The sequence below is a fragment of the Pseudomonas sp. NBB genome (genome assembly GCF_032701105.1).
Taxonomy (GTDB): Bacteria; Pseudomonadota; Gammaproteobacteria; order Pseudomonadales; family Pseudomonadaceae; genus Aquipseudomonas; species Aquipseudomonas asiatica.
Window position 1 is genome coordinate 213101 of the sequence record NZ_CP103994.1, and the last position, 15806, is coordinate 228906.

11 protein-coding genes, 1 tRNA gene and 1 pseudogene are annotated in these 15806 nt (G+C 63.7%); 9 read left to right on the forward strand and 4 right to left on the reverse strand.

Translation table 11 applies throughout. From position 1 onward, the window contains the following. Positions 1–2: 2 nt before the first annotated feature. The 4 genes from NY023_RS00945 to NY023_RS00960 all read right to left on the reverse strand — a co-directional run bounded on the left by NY023_RS00945 (position 3) and on the right by NY023_RS00960 (position 7530). The gene (locus NY023_RS00945; RefSeq protein WP_013970412.1) at positions 3–2711 is read right to left on the reverse strand and encodes a virulence factor SrfC family protein; all 2709 of its coding nucleotides are present in this window, start codon (positions 2709–2711) and stop codon (positions 3–5) included. After that, complete coding sequence (locus NY023_RS00950) at positions 2708–5785, reverse strand: virulence factor SrfB (RefSeq protein WP_024087981.1); 3078 nt, start codon at positions 5783–5785, stop codon at positions 2708–2710. Before NY023_RS00950 ends, NY023_RS00945 begins: the two co-directional genes overlap by 4 nt. Positions 5786–5805: 20 nt before the next feature. After that, complete coding sequence (locus NY023_RS00955) at positions 5806–7281, reverse strand: SrfA family protein (RefSeq protein ID WP_024087982.1); 1476 nt, start codon at positions 7279–7281, stop codon at positions 5806–5808. Positions 7282–7453: 172 nt separating this feature from the next. Next, a tRNA-Arg gene (locus NY023_RS00960) sits at positions 7454–7530 on the reverse strand. A 380-nt stretch (positions 7531–7910) separates the two neighbouring features. Here NY023_RS00960 and NY023_RS00965 point away from each other — a divergent pair. From NY023_RS00965 to NY023_RS01005, 9 genes and pseudogenes are all read left to right on the forward strand, one after another. Then, complete coding sequence (locus tag NY023_RS00965; protein WP_013970414.1) at positions 7911–8660, forward strand: GntR family transcriptional regulator; 750 nt, start codon at positions 7911–7913, stop codon at positions 8658–8660. Beyond that, a complete protein-coding gene (locus NY023_RS00970) occupies positions 8657–10381 on the forward strand; it encodes a fumarate reductase/succinate dehydrogenase flavoprotein subunit (protein WP_013970415.1) in 1725 nt (574 codons plus the stop codon). The genes NY023_RS00965 and NY023_RS00970 overlap by 4 nt, the downstream gene beginning before the upstream one ends. Before the next feature lie 143 nt (positions 10382–10524). Then, complete coding sequence (locus tag NY023_RS00975; RefSeq protein WP_008096634.1) at positions 10525–10770, forward strand: ferredoxin family protein; 246 nt, start codon at positions 10525–10527, stop codon at positions 10768–10770. Between the two features lie 120 nt (positions 10771–10890). Further along, the gene (locus NY023_RS00980) at positions 10891–12297 is read left to right on the forward strand and encodes an ABC transporter substrate-binding protein (protein WP_013970416.1); all 1407 of its coding nucleotides are present in this window, start codon (positions 10891–10893) and stop codon (positions 12295–12297) included. Between the two features lie 15 nt (positions 12298–12312). Further along, entirely contained in the window at positions 12313–13095 is a 783-nt protein-coding gene (locus NY023_RS00985) for an ABC transporter permease (protein ID WP_013970417.1), read from the forward strand. Next, complete coding sequence (locus tag NY023_RS00990) at positions 13095–13946, forward strand: ABC transporter ATP-binding protein (RefSeq protein ID WP_024087984.1); 852 nt, start codon at positions 13095–13097, stop codon at positions 13944–13946. Before NY023_RS00985 ends, NY023_RS00990 begins: the two co-directional genes overlap by 1 nt. Continuing rightward, complete coding sequence (locus NY023_RS00995) at positions 13943–14908, forward strand: HEAT repeat domain-containing protein (RefSeq protein ID WP_013970419.1); 966 nt, start codon at positions 13943–13945, stop codon at positions 14906–14908. Before NY023_RS00990 ends, NY023_RS00995 begins: the two co-directional genes overlap by 4 nt. Continuing rightward, positions 14908–15183 carry a DUF971 domain-containing protein gene (locus NY023_RS01000; protein ID WP_024087985.1) on the forward strand — a complete coding sequence of 92 codons (276 nt, stop codon included), beginning with the start codon at positions 14908–14910 and terminating at the stop codon, positions 15181–15183. Before NY023_RS00995 ends, NY023_RS01000 begins: the two co-directional genes overlap by 1 nt. 104 nt (positions 15184–15287) lie before the next feature. Continuing rightward, positions 15288–15486 (forward strand): annotated as a pseudogene (locus tag NY023_RS01005) (aryl sulfotransferase); the annotation flags it as partial. Positions 15487–15806: the final 320 nt, after the last annotated feature.

The following is a 15806-nucleotide window of genomic DNA, read 5'->3' on the forward strand; positions in this document are numbered from 1 at the left end:
AATCAACTCGCTTGAAAGGTGTTCAGCAGCACCGCCAACTGGCGTCGCTGCTCGGTGGTGATTTCCGGGTCGGCGCCGCTCTTGGCGTTTTCCTGGGTCAGCCAGGCCAGGCCCGACAGCCAGTCGACCAGGAAGCGTTGTTCATGGTGCGGCGGTTGTTCCGGCAGTACCGGCAGCTCGCCCTGGGGCACGCTCTGGTAGAAGTTGAACACTGGCTCGCGCGAACCCAGCAGGCTGTTCGGGCGTTCATCGGCGGGCTTCTCCAGCAAGCCGAACCAGGAAAGGAAGTCGCGCATGGCCAACTGCACCGTCAGCACCTGGCGCTGGACCATTTGGTCGCGGCGCATGCCGTTGAGCACCCGGCGCATGACGGCGGTGTCCAGTTGCTCGATGAACAGCGGGCGGCGTACCGCGCTGACCAGCTCTTCGACCAGGGCCTCGACCACTTCACGGCTGATGCGCAGGCTGCTCAGGCGCATGGGTTGCGTGCCCAGGTCGCGCATGTGCTTGATCCACGCCTTCAACGCCGCGCGGACAAAGCGCTGCTCAGAGGTGAGGCGCTTGGCCAGCGGCTTGGCAGCCGGTGCTGGTGCGGCGGCAGGAGTGTTGGCGAACAGGTTGCCAAAGCTGATGGCCGGGGCCTTGTTGGCCGGGGCTTTGGCGGCTTGTTCCGGCTCTTCAGCGGCGTCGCCGTCAATGCCATCGATGTCGTACACGCCGCCCAGGTAAAGATCGCGCAGCTGTTCGACAGGCACTTGCAAGGCATGGATCAGTTCGCTGATCGCATCCGGGTCGGCACCCAGGTTGTCGAGCAGGTACTGGGTCTTTTCCCGCTTCTTGTTCAGCAGCTGTTCGAAGTCTTCCTCGCGCCAGGTATTCAGGCCGTGCTCCAGCAGGTCGGTGCGGCACTGTTCCAGTTGCTCTTCGATACGGGTGAGCTTGAAGTCGATGTTGCTGATGCCCTGGAAGCTGCCACTGAAGCGGCTGATACCACCGTCATTGAGTTCGAGCATCGCGGCCCAGGCGTCGGCCGGGTCCTTGATATGACGCAGCACCGACGGGCTTTGCGCAAAGCACTGTTGCAACTGCACAAGGCGCGGTGCATGGCGTTCGTTCAGGCAGGTTTCTTCGCCGTTGCCGGTGTCGCGTTCGATGAACGCGGTATCCAGGCGTGGCTTGCGCACCAGGTAGGTGTTATTGAACGGTACGCCGGACCAGTCTTTCATCCACTCCTGGCTGCCAAAACGCTCGATCATGGTCAGCTTCATCATGTTCTCGCAGCCTTCGGGCAGTTGACCCTCGCTCAGGCTGAGGGTGTTGCCGATGAAGCCATCGAGCATGGTCAGCGCCCAGATCAGGCCGGGGGTGCGCTGGCTGCGCTCCTTGGGCGTGGCGCCTTGGGTCTTGTGGATCCAGCGGGTCAGCACCGGCCCGACGCTGACCACTTCGCTTTGCTTGAACGAACTGGTGCACAACACCAGGCCGTTCATCTGCTGGGCGTCGGTATAGCGCTCGAACAGATAGGCGACCTTGCCACGCAGGATCAGGCTGGCGGCCGGGTTGACCTCCTCGACCACGTCGGGGCTTGCTGCATCTTCGATACGCAGCAGCTTCTGGCGAGTGCGGTAACCGGGGAAGTCGAGCAGGTCGACTTCCTCTACTACCGGGTCCTTGGGGCTGTTGGTCAGGCGGAAGGTCATTTCGGCAGTCAGTGCCGCCAGTTGCGCGACCGACAGTGAAACGCTGCCCTGGACCTTGTCACCGTGCAGCGGCAGGACGTTCACTGGCAGGTCGCGGCCAGTGCCCAGGCGGCCGAGAATATCGACGTTCATGATGCTGTTGGCCTGGGTGTAGGCGCCGTTCTCTTCCTTCACCAGTACGCTCAAGGGGGCGTAGACGGTGTCGGGGAACCCCAGCTTCTGCAAGCCGCCGACCAGCAGTTCATAGATTTCGGTGAGGGCGTCCTGTTCACCCCACAGTACCGAAAACAGTTTGGCGCGCTGACGCGGGTTCAGGCGTGGCGCCAGCTTGATCACCCGTGGCCAGTAAAGCTCGTTGAGCTTGCGCACCGACTTTTCGTAGTTGCCTTTCAGGTAGTCCCACAAGGCAACCACGTCATCCCCGTTGACGCCCGGTTGCAGGCCTTTGTTCTCGCCGCCCTCGAAGCTGGCCAGCAGGGCCTGGATACGTTCGTCGGTATAGGTGTAATCCAGTTTTTCCTGGTCGAAATCCTCGAACCAGGCATTGGACAGGATCTTGGCCACTTCGATTTCGCTGAACAGCTTCAGCTCGACCGGATGGTTGGCATCCGGGCTGGGCTTGGCGCGCCGGCTGAAGCGAGTGACCAGGCCGGTGGCTTCCTTGCCCAGGCCGGTCGGGTTCACATGTTCGATGAAGTCCAGGGTGCGGCCACCGAAATCGGTTTCCAGGCGCCCGCTGCGGTCGGCGGCCAATGCCGAGATCAGGTACGACTTGCCCGCCTGGGACAGGCCGAAGAAGCCGATCACCATGGGCGTGGAGGCGGCACGCTGCAGGTCCTTGGCACGGTTGCGGGCCTGGCGCAGGCGCAGGTTGAGGCCATCGGCCTCGGCCTCGACACTGGCGGCATTGCCACGCACCTGCTCGATCCAGTCCAGGGCCTCGCCGGCGCCTTTGTGAATGGCGCCCCAGGCACCCATCAACTGCTGTTGCTTTGGCGTAAGGTCGCTCATTTTCCTTTGACGTTCCCGCTGTCGAGCCAATAGTCGCTGTCACTCAAGCTCATGGTCGGCATGGTGTTGAGTGAGAGTTCAAGATCCCGGTCGAAATCGAAGTCGGCATCCAGGATGTTCGATTCCAGCTTCTGGATGACCAGCTTGTCGCTGATCAGCCCCTGGTCACGTTCTTCCTGGTCGAACTGCTCGATTTCCAGGCGAATGCGCAGCACAGGAGCCTCGCCGTTCTTGCCCACCGCGCGGGAAAACGCTGCGCTGCCCGAGGGGGTGAAGCGCAGGGTGTACAGCGGTGAGGCCGACCAGCGCTCGGCGGCCAGTTGGCGGTAACCCAGGTGCATGTCGCCGCGCATTTCCAGCCAGGGCGTACCGCGCTCCTCACCCTCGCCGACGATCGGCAACTCGATCAGCCCCTTGTCGGACTTGAGGTCGTGGTAGAGCACGTCGGCGTGCTTGATGGTGCCGGCATTGTCGATCTGGCCGAAGTGTTTGATGACCGAATACGGCTTGAGCGCGGCAGTGCGGAAGTAGAAGTTCGGCACGCTGTGCTTGGAGCACAGCAGGCAGATCATCGCACCCACCGAGGCGGTGCTTTTCGGGTCGTCGATCAGGCCATTGCGGTGGAACGGGTACCACCCGCCAGTGCGGTAGTTCTGCATCGGCAGGATGCGCCCTGGCGGCAGCGGCAGGCGCTGGCGAATGAAGGCCTGGATGCCGGGCAGACGCGACGGGCGGCCAGTCAGCAGGAGCATGTCGCAGGGGTAGTTGAATACCACTTCGCACAGTTCGCCGAGCACCTTGGTGATGTTGATCTGGCCACCCATGAAGGCAGCGTGGACCTGCTCGAGGTCGAAGACAATGGGCGTCTGCAGCAGGTCCAGGGCACCGTCGCGGCCGACTTCGCGGCGCACGGCGGCGTTGACGAACGCCAGTACGCTGTCATTGACCCTGGCCTCGCCCAGTACCTGCTGCCAGGTCTGCTCCACGGCAGCCTGCGGTTGCGCCGGGTCGAATTGCTCATAGGCCTTGAGCAGGGCCAGGCCCAGCGGCACGAACACTTGCAGGTTCAATTGCTGGCGCAGCAGGCGCTCCTGGGCCGTGGCATCGCCATTGCCGCACAGGCGCGACATCAGCGCATCGGGTGCCGGAACGCCGGCAGTGCGCAGTGCATTGGCGAAGGACGGCAGGATGAACTCCTGGATCACGTCCAGCAGGATGTCATCACCGGCAATCTTGAAGCCATCACGGAAGCGCTGGGTCGGCACGATATGCACGTTGGCGCCGGCACCACCACCTGCGCCACGGTCCAGGCGGTAATCGGTGATCACCAGGTCGGTGGTGCCACCGCCAATGTCGATGGTCGCCAGGCTGATCTGTTCGTGTTCCTGTTTGTCCGGGCGCGCCAGGGCGACGAAGAATTCTTCCGGGTGGCCGGCAAAGTTTTCGTTGACCTCGTTGTACAGGTAAACCAGCTGGCCGCAGCTGGCTTCGTCCCACTCCACACGCACGCTGGGGAACGGGGTACGGGTCTTGACGTCCTTGCCCTTGAACGGGTTGCTCTCGTCCTGGTGCCAGCCCAGGCTTTTCCAGACCAGGCCGATGGCTTCGTACAGGCGGTTGCTGAGCAGGCTGCGTTCGGCCTGGGGCATGCCAGGCGGCACGGTCAGGGTAATGCTGTTGAGCTGGCGCGGCACCCGCGCATGGCCCTGGCGCGAACGCTGGGCCGGGCTGTTGATCTGGCTCAGCGCCTGGGTCACCACTTCGGCCAGCATGAAAGTCATCAGGCTGCTGCGCGAATAGCGTGGGTTGAACACCGGCATGTCGAAGGGTTTGAGGTACAGCGGCTGGCCACGGTCGTTGATCAGGTTGGCAAATGGCGCGGCGACGGCCATGGGCTCCTTGTCGGTCTTGACGTAGGCGGTGTTGAAGCGCCAGCCATGGCCGTAGGCCTTTTCGTCCCACAGGTAGCGTTTGGGGCTGGAGAGGCCGGTCGAGCCTTCGGTGCCGCGGTTGCGGCTGGCCAGGCGGCTGGCTTCGCCGCCGACCCGGGCAATGGTCGGCCACTGGAAGGCATTGTGCCGGCCGCTCTTGATCGACAGGTGGTCTTTGCCGAAGGCCGCATGGGTGAATTCGACCCGGCTCTCGAAGGCTTGGTTGTAGACCTTTTCCGGCTCGCTCAGGTCGCGCAGCGCCAGCACGTAGTTGTGGCGCATGCCCGAACCCGCCTGGCCATGGTCCTCGATGAGGATGCCGCAGGTGCGCGAGTTGCCTACGTCCAGCACCAGGTCCACCGGGATCGGTTTGACGATGCCATTGGCCTCGTTGGCGATCACCTTGATTTCCGGGATCTCGACCTTTGGTTTTTCGCCGCTCTGCTCGGCCGGCACCGGGCGGCGCAACAGGCTCAGCAGGTTCAGGTAGTGGCCAAGGTGGCGGTTACCCTGCAGGTCACGTTCCAGGCGTTCGCGCGTCCACTCTGCGCGGGCCTCTGTGTACACCTCGGTCAGCCAGTCGCGGATCCAGGTGTGGGTCAGGAACCAGCCATATTCGCGGGCACTGCAGGCCAGCTTGAACGCCACGCCCGCGCGCACGTCGTCTTCGTTGGGTGCCAGGTACGGTGCACCGGCTACCAGCGGCATGGTACGGCTGTCGAAACCGAGGGTAAGGCGGTGGGTGTTGCCGTCGAGGTCAGGCTCGGCGAGCTTGACCAGGCGCATGCGCGCCCAGTTGTTCGGGCCTTCATCAAAGCGATAGGGGGGCGTGAAGCGCAGGAACGGGATGGGCAACCATACCCCGTCCAGCAGCTTCAGGCTGTCTTCCATGGGCAGGCGGAAGTGGCTTTCTTCGCTGGTGTCGAACTCCACCTGTACCACTTTGTCCGGCTCGGGCTCGTAGAAGTCCTTGTATTCCTTGGACCACAGCAGGCGTGTAGGCACCATGCCGTTGTTGAGCTGGACGAATTTGCCGGTCTGCTCGCCATCCGGGCCGAGACGCAGGGCGAAATCCATGAATTGAATTCCGGTATCGCTGACCAGCGTGACCGTTTCTTCGAACTGGGTGATTTCGGGCAACATCTTCTGCGTTTCTCGTGTGATTAGCCGGCTTTGTTCATCAGCATCGGGAAGCCTTGGGCACCGTAGTTGCCGGTGCAGTCAGCCGCGCCGTTGGCGTTGGGTATGCAATCCACCTGCGGCAGCTCGTAGCTGCTGCCGTCGGCGCAGGCAGCCTGGCCTGCACTGTTGATCGACAACTGTCCGCCCTGCATGGCGGCGGTAACGGGTGCCTGGCATTGCACGCCGTCGGAGCGGCTGACGGTGGCCTGGCCCTTGCCGTCCTGGAAGTCGTATTTCAGGCGTAGCGGTTTGCCTGTACCTACCTCCTGGATGCCAGCGCCGGCCCAGTTGCCGTTGAGGAAATCGGCAGTGCCGTCCGCCGCATCTGGCGGGATGCTCAACGGGTTTGGCGCGGCTGGTGCTGTTGTGGTTGGCGGTTGCTCGTCGGCCAACTGTGGTGGCGCTGGCGGGGTGTTGTCGCCGGAGGAGGCGGGGGCCTGAGTGCCAGCCGTTTCCTCTGCTGCTGGCTGCTCGTCCGGAACTGGCGTCGCTTCTGGTGTACCTTCTGCTTGGTTGCCGGCCTGTGGCGGTTCATCGCCCGCATCGGTCTGGCCGGTAGGCGCGGGAACCGGAGCAACCACTGCCCCCGGGGTGCCGGAGGTCGGCACCTGGACATTGCCGTTCGGTGCGCCAACAACGGACGGCGAACCGCTTGCCAGGGTAGCGATGTCGTTGGCCTGGGTAGCGCTATTACGGTCCAGATCCGGCATGCCTGGACCGGAAAGATCGACCCCCGGGATGCAGCCACGCAGCCCGAACAGCAGCAGGGGCAGGAGTGCCAAAAGCAACAGCAAAGGCAGCAGCCAGCGCCAATTGCGCCACCACGGCAAGCGTGCGACCGCAGCCGCTGGTGCTAGAGCTGGTGCTGGCGGGGCCATGGGGGCAGCAGCAGGTGCCAACGGCGCAGCCACGGGCTCGGCGATGGGCGTGGTGCGTGGATAAAGGCAGTGCAGGGGCTGCCGGCTGCGCTCGGCACCGGCATGGATGAAGCCCCAGAAGGTCAGTACCGGGCGGCCATCGACCAGGTAGACGAAGTTCTCGTCGGGGAAGGGCACCACGCAGGTCAGCAGCTTGCCGAACACCGCGTTGTCGCCCTGGGCGGCTTTCTTGCTGGTGGCCGTAGGCTGGCCATTGGCATCCAGGCCCAACAAGGTGTTGCTCAGGGCGTTGATCTTGCTCTGCAACACTTCAAGCTGCACCCGTGCCGGCGCACGCTCTTCCTCGGTGGCGCTGCTCCAGGGGATCACATCGCCGGGGCGGTCGCTGTACCAGTCGATGGTGCTGCCCTGTTCATCGCTCTGGGGGATGGCCAGGTGCTCGATCAGCTCTGGGTGCTCCGGGTACTTGCGGCGAATCGCTTCGCGGATCTGCAAAGCAGCGCGATAGACGGGCTGGCCAGTCTCGCCCAATGCTGTGAAGTGCTCACTTCTACCGCTGCGTAGTAATACTCCGCGCATCCTTGAGACCTACCTAGTCTATTAGCCGAATCCGTTCGGTATCCATTATTCAATACCGAAAAACTGAGCAACACTAATGGCAAAGTGCTTTTTTCGTCAATTCATCTTGATGGCTTTTTGACGTCAAGGAGAAACGAAAAAGCCCCGGGAGATCTCCCAGGGCTTTTTGATATGGCGCACTCGGCGGGATTCGAACCCACGACCCCTGCCTTCGGAGGGCAGTACTCTATCCAGCTGAGCTACGAGTGCAACGCGCACGCATGATACCCATCTGCGCCGGTCGCGTCCATCGCCTTGATCTATGGCCTTTTTTCCTTCGTGGCCTGTGCCGGCCCCTTCGCGGCTAAAGCCGCTCCCACCTCGACCGCATAGCCTCAAGCCCTGTGCAGTACCTGTGGGAGCCGGCTTGCCGGCGATGAGGCCAGTCCAGGCAATACAAGACAGTGGCTCCCACAGGTTTGAGGCCTGTGCGTTCGAGGTGGGAGCGGCTTTAGCCGCGAAAGGGCCGGCACAGGCCAATGCAAATCCATCTATCCATATTCGATATCAGTATTTCCTTGCCGGTTCTTATACCCGCTAGTCTCTGGTCACAGCTTGTTATAACAAGTCATCGATCAGCGAAGAGACCCATGGCCGAACTGCTCCCCCTGTCCCCGGTACCGCTCTACACCCAGCTCAAGGAATTGCTGCGCGAGCGCATCCTCGACGGCACTTATCCGCCGCATAGCCGCATGCCCTCGGAAAGCGAACTGGGCAAGGCCTTCGACGTCAGCCGCATCACCGTGCGCCAGGCGCTGGGCGACCTGCAGAAGGAAGGCTTGATTTTCAAGATTCACGGCAAGGGCACCTTCGTCGCCAAGCCCAAGGCGTTCCAGAACGTCAGCACCCTGCAGGGCCTGGGCGAGTCGATGACGCAGATGGGCTACGAAGTGCTCAACCGCCTGCGCAGCTTTCGCCATGTGCCGGCCAACGCGTTGGTGGCAGCGCGGCTACAGGTCGAGGAGGGTAGCCTGGTCACCGAGATCCGCCGGGTGCGGCTGATCAACCGCGAGCCGGTATCGCTGGAGCTGACCTGGCTGCCCAAGGCCGTCGGCGAAAAACTGGAAAAGGCCGACCTGGTCACCCGCGACATTTTCCTGCTGCTGGAAAACGACTGCGGCATCGCCCTTGGCCACGCCGACCTGGCCATCGATGCGGTGCTGGCCGACAGCGACCTGACCCAGGCGTTAGGGGTGGAGGAGGGCGCGCCGATCATGCGCATCGAGCGCCTGACCCACGCCGCCGACGGTACGCCGCTGGACTTCGAACACCTGTACTACCGCGGCGATGCTTTCCAGTACCGCCTGCGCATCGACCGCCAGAAGGGGAGCAAGGCATGAGCATCCACACCCAGGACTACGACATCATCGTCATCGGTGGCGGCACCGCCGGGCCGATGGCGGCGATCAAGGCCAAGGAGCAGGACAAAAGCCTGCGCGTGCTGCTGCTGGACAAGGCCAACGTCAAGCGCAGCGGTGCCATCAGCATGGGCATGGACGGCCTGAACAACGCCATCATTCCCGGCCATGCCACGCCGGAGCAGTACACCAAGGAAATCACAGTGGCCAATGACGGCATCGTCAACCAGGCCACCGTGCATGCCTACGCCACCCACAGTTTCGAGACCATCGAGCAGCTCGACCGCTGGGGCGTGAAGTTCGAGAAAGACGAGACTGGCGACTATGCGGTGAAGCAGGTTCACCACATGGGGGCCTACGTGCTGCCCATGCCCGAAGGCCACGACATCAAGAAGGTGCTGTATCGCCAGCTCAAGCGTGCCCGGGTCGAGATCAGCAACCGCATGGTCTGCACCCGTGTGCTGCTCGATGGCGAAGGCGCCGCTGCCGGTGTACTGGGCTTCGATTGCCGCAGCGGCGAGTTTCGCGTGGTACGGGCCAAGGCGGTGATCCTCGCCTGCGGTGCTGCCGGGCGCCTGGGCCTGCCGTCGTCGGGCTATTTGATGGGCACCTACGAGAACCCGACCAACGCCGGTGATGGCTACGCCATGGCCTACCATGCAGGCGCCGAACTGGCCAACCTCGAGTGCTTCCAGATCAACCCGCTGATCAAGGACTACAACGGCCCGGCCTGCGCCTACGTCACCGGCCCACTGGGCGGCTACACCGCCAACAGCAAGGGCGAGCGCTTCATCGAGTGCGACTACTGGAGCGGGCAGATGATGTGGGAGTTCCACCAGGAACTCGAAGGCGGTAATGGCCCGGTGTTCCTCAAGCTCGATCACCTGGCCGAAGAGACCATCCAGAACATCGAAGAGATCCTGCACAGCAACGAACGCCCCAGCCGTGGCCAGTTCCACGCCGGGCGTGGCACCGATTATCGCCAGCACATGGTCGAGATGCACATCTCCGAAATCGGCTTCTGTTCCGGGCATTCGGCCTCGGGCGTGTGGGTCAATGAAAAGGCCGAGACCAGCGTCAAGGGTTTATATGCCGCCGGTGACATGGCCGCGGTGCCGCACAACTACATGCTCGGCGCCTTCACCTACGGCTGGTTTGCCGGGGTGAACGCTGCTCGGTACGTGGCCGGGCGCGAACTCGCCGAGGTCGATGCCGCGCAGGTAGAGCGCGAGCGCGCGCGGGTGTTTGCGCCGCTGCAGCGTGAGCATGGCCTGCCGCCAGCCCAGGTCGAGTACAAGCTCAGGCGCATGGTCAACGATTACCTGCAGCCGCCGAAGGTGACCAAGAAGATGGAAATCGGCCTGGCACGCTTTGCCGAGATCGAACGTGACCTGGAGCAGATGAAAGCCGGCAACCCGCATGAACTGATGCGTGCGATGGAAGTGTCGGTGATCCGCGATTGCGCCGAGATGGCTGCACGGGCCTCGCTGTTCCGCGAGGAAAGCCGTTGGGGGCTGTACCACCATCGGGTGGACTTCCCTGAGCGCAACGATGGCGAATGGTTTTGCCACTGCCACCTGAAAAAGGGCGAGCACGGCGAGATGACCAGTTTCAAGAAGGCCGTGGAGCCTTACCTGATCCCGCTGGATGCCGAAGAGCAGGCCGCTTACGACCGCTTGAGAGTGAAAGCCGATGCCGCCTAGGCGACGCTGTGCCCTGTGGGAGCGGGTTTACCCGCGAAAGCGTCGGTGCGTTGACCACCGCATTCGCGGGTAAACCCGCTCCCACAGCGAATGCAGAAACTTCCAGAAACGGGTGCCCATGAAGGCCCCAAGGACTCCGTGAAATGGCCTACCAGCCGCAAGAAATCTTCTTCCGCAGCAGCGCCCCGGTCACCATCGACGAAGACAAGTGCATCGCCGAAAAAGGCTGCACCGTATGCGTCGAGGTCTGCCCCATGGACCTGCTGGCGATCAACCCGGCCACGCAGAAGGCCTATATGGCCTTCGATGAATGCTGGTACTGCATGCCCTGCGAGAAGGACTGCCCCACCGGTGCGGTGAAAGTCGACATTCCGTACCTGCTGCGCTGAAGCACCCCAGCCATCCGGCGAACCACCGGACGCCCTCCTGCAATGCCCCTCGTTTCCCACCACCCAAGCCCGGTGGCGGAGACGACTCCATAAATCAAAACGATTCGAGGGGAAATACCCATGCGCCTTGTTGCAACCGTGGCCGGCCTAGCGCTGGCGCTCACTGGCCTGAATGCCAGCGCCGAAACCATCCGCATCGCCATCGGCACCCAGGACACCACCATCAACTGCGCCACCGGTGGCCTGCTGATACGTGAACTGGGCCTGCTGGACAAGTACCTGCCGCATGACGGCAAATACAAAGATGCCAAGTACCAGGTCGAGTGGAAAAACTTCACCAGCGGCGCGCCGCTGACCAACGAAATGGTCGCCGGCAAACTCGACTTCGGCGCCATGGCCGACTTCCCAGGGTCGTTCAACGGCGTCGCGCACCTGGATGCCGGCAAGCGCAGCCTGTTCATCAGCGTGCTGTCGGGCAGTGTGCATGGCAGCGGCAACGGCATCGTCGTACCGGCGGCGTCCAGCGTGCAGTCGCTTGGCGAGCTCAAGGGCAAGACCATTTCCGTGCCGTTCGCCTCCACCGCCCACGGCATGTTGCTGCGCGCCGTCGCAGCCCAGGGCTGGGACCCGCAGAAGGATGTGCGGATCATTGCCCAGGCACCGGAGATCGCCGGCTCCGCCCTGCGCAGCAACCGCATCGAAGCGCATGCCGACTTCGTGCCGTTTGCCGAGCTGTTCCCCAACCGCGGCTTCGCCCGCAAGATTTACGACGGCGCCCAGGCCAACGCGCCGACCTTCCATGGCGCCCTGGTCGATGCCGACTATGCGAAGAAGTACCCGGAAGTGGTCACCGCCTACCTGCGTGCCAGCCTGGAAGCCGACCGCCTGATCGCCGCCGAGCCGGAGAAGTACAGCGAGTTGATCGAAAAGGTCACCGGCATTGAAGCGGAGGTCAATTACCTGTTCCACGGCCCGCTCGGCCTGCAGACCCGCGACCTGACCTGGAAGCCTGAATACCGCCAGGCAGTCGCTACGTCCATCGATACGCTCAAGCTGCTGAAAAAGACCGACCGTGGCCTCGACACCGACAAGTTCATCGACGACCAGTACATCCGTGCGGCCTTCAAGCAGGCTGGCCTGGACTACGACAAGGCGCTGAAAGATTACGAGCCGCTGCCACTCAAGGCCAATGACGCGCTGACCGGCAAACCGATCACCGACTTCAGCCGCCTGGCGCAGATCTGGGTGCGCGGTGAAGACAAGGTCCGCCACTACGCTTCGCCGGAGGCCGCCCTCGGCGCCCTGGCCCAGTTGGAGCAGGAGGGCAAGGACATCCGCGCGATCTACGCCCAGGCCGCCGACAGCGGCATCAAGTTGTTGGCCAACCAGGCCTGGTTCGTGCGCAACACCAAGGGCGAACTGGCGGCGTTCCTGCTCAAGGACCAGGCCGAGCAATATGCCCAGGCCCATGGCGGTGAAGCGCTGGACTTCGTCAGCGCCAACCAGAAGCTGGTCGCCCAGCGCTGACCGGGAGGTACCGACATGACCTGCAACCTCACGCGTTGGCCGGTGCGCCTGGCTTCGCTGCTGGGCTGCCTGCTGTTCTGGCAGTTGGCGGCAAGCGTCAAGCTGGACCTCGGTCTGCTGACGTTCACCTATGTCCCCACGCCGAAGGCAGTGCTGGAAGCAGCCTGGCAGTTGCTGACCTCCAACACCCTGCTGGCGCACCTGGGCAGCAGCCTGTCGCGGGTGTTTGCCGGTTATGCCACCGCGGCGTTGCTGGGTGTGGCCCTGGGGGTACTGATCGGCCGCTGGAAATGGGCCGAAGACACCCTGCTGCCGCCGCTCGAAGTGCTGCGGCCGATCCCGGCGGTGGCATGGATCCCGCTGGCGATCCTGATGTTCCCATCGTCGGAGCTGTCGATGGTGTTCATCACCTTCACCGGCGCGTTGTTCCCCATCCTGCTCAACACCGTGCACGGCGTCGAGGCCGTCGACCCTCGGCTGGTGGCGTCGGCGCGCAGCCTCGGTGCCGGGCGCTGGGCGATCCTGGGCGAAGTGGTGCTGCCTGGCGCACTGCCAAGCATCATTACCGGCCTGGCCATCGGCATGGGTACCTCATGGTTCTGCCTGGTCACCGCCGAGATGATTTCCGGGCAGTTCGGTATCGGCTACTACACCTGGGAGTCGTACACCTTGCAAAACTACCCGGACATCATCGTCGGCATGCTGCTGATCGGCGTGCTGGGCATGGGCAGCAGCGCCCTGGTCAAGCGCCTCGGGGAGCTGGCCACGCCTTGGTACCGCACGCGGAGGGCCAGCTGATGAACAGCTATCAACAGCTGCCAGGGCGTATCGAAGGCCGTGACCTGTCGATACGCCTGGGGCACGGCAGCGAAGCGTTCGAGGCGGTACAGCGAGTGGACTTCGCCGTAGAGCCCGGCGAGTTCGTCTGCATCCTCGGCCCCTCCGGTTGTGGCAAGTCGACGTTGCTCGGCGCCCTGGCCGGGCATCTGCTGCCCAGCAGCGGCCAGTTGAGCATGGACGGCCAGGCTGTTGCCGGGCCGTCACCGCAGCGTGGCATGGTGTTCCAGCACCACACCTTGCTGCCCTGGCGTAGCGTGCTCGACAACGTGGCTTTCGGCCTGAAGATGCAAGGCCTGGGCCGCGTCGAACGTCGCCAGCAGGCTCACGATATGCTGCAACTGGTGGGCCTGGCCGACTTTGCCGGGCGCTGGCCCAGCCAGCTGTCCGGAGGCATGCAGCAACGGGCCGAGATCGCTCGGGTGCTGATCAACCGGCCGCGGCTATTGCTGATGGACGAACCCTTCGGTGCCCTCGATGCGCAAACTCGTTCACGCATGCAGGAGCTGTTGCTGGACATCTGGGCAGGCATCCGTACCACCGTGGTGTTCGTCACCCACGATATCGACGAGGCGCTGTTCCTCGCCGACCGTATCCTGGTGATGAGCCCGCGCCCCGGCCGCTTTATCGAGGACCTGCGCCTGGGCTTTCCGCGCCCACGCCGCGCCAGCCTGCTGACCAGCCCTGAGTTCACCCACTTGAAGCGCCATTGCCTGGCCTTGCTACGCCATGAAGAAGGCCGCGAACTTCCGCGCCTGACACCACTTGGCCTGCCAGCCAGCGACCACCCGCCGCTACGGATTGCCCTATGACTGAACGACACATCGACAACCCCGACATTCTCGAACTGCTGCCACGTCTCGAAGCGGCCGACGCAGGCGTGCGGCGCATCGCCTTGATCGAACTGGCCGACCTGGAAGATCCGCTAGCCTTGCCATGGCTGACCGATGCCCTGCTGGTCGATGGTGCCGATGAGGTGCGCGCCGAGGCCGCACGCTTGCTGGAGGCCTGGGAAGAGCCGGAAGTGGTACAGGCGCTGTGTGCGGCGTTGGCCGACAGCGCCGAAACGGTGCGTCTTGCCGCCGCGCAGAGCCTCAGCGAGCTGAAGAGCCAAGAGGCCGGGCAGTTGATCCTGCCGTGGGTCGGCCATGCCGATGCCTTCGTCCGTGCCAGTGCGTTGCGTGCCCTGCGCGAGCTGCGCCTTGAGGATGCCGCCAGGCCGGCGCTGCTGGCACTGCAGGACCAGGACTCCGCTGTACGGCGCGAAGCCGTTGCTATCCTGGGCTGGCTCAAGCATGAGCCGGCGTTGCCCGCGCTGGCGAAACTGGCCGAGCATGAGCCCGACACTGAGGTACGTCGCGCGGCAATTGGCGCCCTGGGCCTTGCTCGCCACAGCAGCGTGTTGCCGGCTTTGATTGGTGCATTACATGACCCTGCCTGGCAGGTGCGCGAAGAGGCCGCGACGACCCTGGGCAAGGTTGGTCATGCCCAGGCCGGTCAGGCATTGGTCGACGCGTTGGGCGATGACTTCTGGCAGGTTCGCTTGCGCGCCGCCCGCTCGTTGGGCCGCCTGCGCCATGCCGAGGCACTGGGGGCGCTGGCCGGGTTGCTCAGCCACGGCATCGCCAACCTGCGCAAGGAAGCCGCGCTGGCGCTTGGCGAACTAGGCCTGCCCCGCGCCTTGCCGGTGCTGCAGGCGGCCGAGGCCGACAGTGACCCGGAAGTGCGCAAGGCGGTGCGCATTGCCTTGGCGCAGTTGCGCGGAGCCGTGTGATGAACAGCCCGGACGCGATACATAACCAGCGCGAGGCGAGGCAGTTGATCGTGCAATGGCAGGAGGCCGAGCAGGTCGTCAGCCACGCCCGCCTGCGTGGCGCATGCCCCTGCTCGCAATGCCGGGCGGCGCGGTTGCAGGGGCGGGTTTCGTTGGTAAGGGATGATGTGCGTGTGGAGCGTGTGGTGGCGCAGGGGTATGGGGTGCAGTTGATATTCAGCGATGGCCACGAGCGTGGTATCTACCCCTGGGCCTACCTGCGCGAGCTTGGTTGACAGGTCCGGCCCGTCGCCGGCAAGCCCCACAGGTACTTGGGCCTTGAGCGCGATGCGGTAGAGGTGGGAGCCGGCTTGCCGGCGATGAGGCCAGTGCATGCAGGCAGGAGCGTGGCGACGAGTGGTATAGCCCGGTGACCTCGGTGGTGGCCTACCGGCCAGAGACCGATACCCAGCACCACGGTGCTCAACGGGGTACGGCGCGGGACCCAGGGGGTGCTGGTGGAGCTGAAGGTGCATAGCCGGCAGCCGGGTAGCGTGGGCTACCGGGCGTTGGTGATCGACCCGGCCAAGGCGTTCTGACTCACCCCTTCCGGGAGGGCCGTCGGTCCTCCCATCACATTTCTTTCAGCTCAATCGTCTAACCTGTACTGGCCCTATCGCCGGCAAGCCAGCTCCCACAGGGACCCCACAAATTTCAGCACCTGTGGGGTCCCTGTGGGAGCTGGCTTGCCGGCGATAGGGCCGGCTGCCACAGCACAGATTCATGAAATTTCGGGCAGGCTGTTCAACCATTCGTTCTTTTTTTCGAACAGCCTATTGTCCAACACCCCAGCAGCCGCTTAGCATTCGTTTGAGATTTCAAACGCTCGATGCCCTGCCTTGGGCGCTTTTCAACAATC

Bases quoted from the DNA above. Each gene is read 5' to 3' on its own strand.
- NY023_RS00945 (WP_013970412.1), bottom strand. From the start codon at position 2,711: ATGAGCGACCTTACGCCAAAGCAACAGCAGTTGATGGGTGCCTGGGGC.
- NY023_RS00950 (WP_024087981.1), bottom strand. From the start codon at position 5,785: ATGTTGCCCGAAATCACCCAGTTCGAAGAAACGGTCACGCTGGTCAGC.
- NY023_RS00955 (WP_024087982.1), bottom strand. From the start codon at position 7,281: ATGCGCGGAGTATTACTACGCAGCGGTAGAAGTGAGCACTTCACAGCA.
- NY023_RS00965 (WP_013970414.1), top strand. From the start codon at position 7,911: ATGGCCGAACTGCTCCCCCTGTCCCCGGTACCGCTCTACACCCAGCTC.
- NY023_RS00970 (WP_013970415.1), top strand. From the start codon at position 8,657: ATGAGCATCCACACCCAGGACTACGACATCATCGTCATCGGTGGCGGC.
- NY023_RS00975 (WP_008096634.1), top strand. From the start codon at position 10,525: ATGGCCTACCAGCCGCAAGAAATCTTCTTCCGCAGCAGCGCCCCGGTC.
- NY023_RS00980 (WP_013970416.1), top strand. From the start codon at position 10,891: ATGCGCCTTGTTGCAACCGTGGCCGGCCTAGCGCTGGCGCTCACTGGC.
- NY023_RS00985 (WP_013970417.1), top strand. From the start codon at position 12,313: ATGACCTGCAACCTCACGCGTTGGCCGGTGCGCCTGGCTTCGCTGCTG.
- NY023_RS00990 (WP_024087984.1), top strand. From the start codon at position 13,095: ATGAACAGCTATCAACAGCTGCCAGGGCGTATCGAAGGCCGTGACCTG.
- NY023_RS00995 (WP_013970419.1), top strand. From the start codon at position 13,943: ATGACTGAACGACACATCGACAACCCCGACATTCTCGAACTGCTGCCA.
- NY023_RS01000 (WP_024087985.1), top strand. From the start codon at position 14,908: ATGAACAGCCCGGACGCGATACATAACCAGCGCGAGGCGAGGCAGTTG.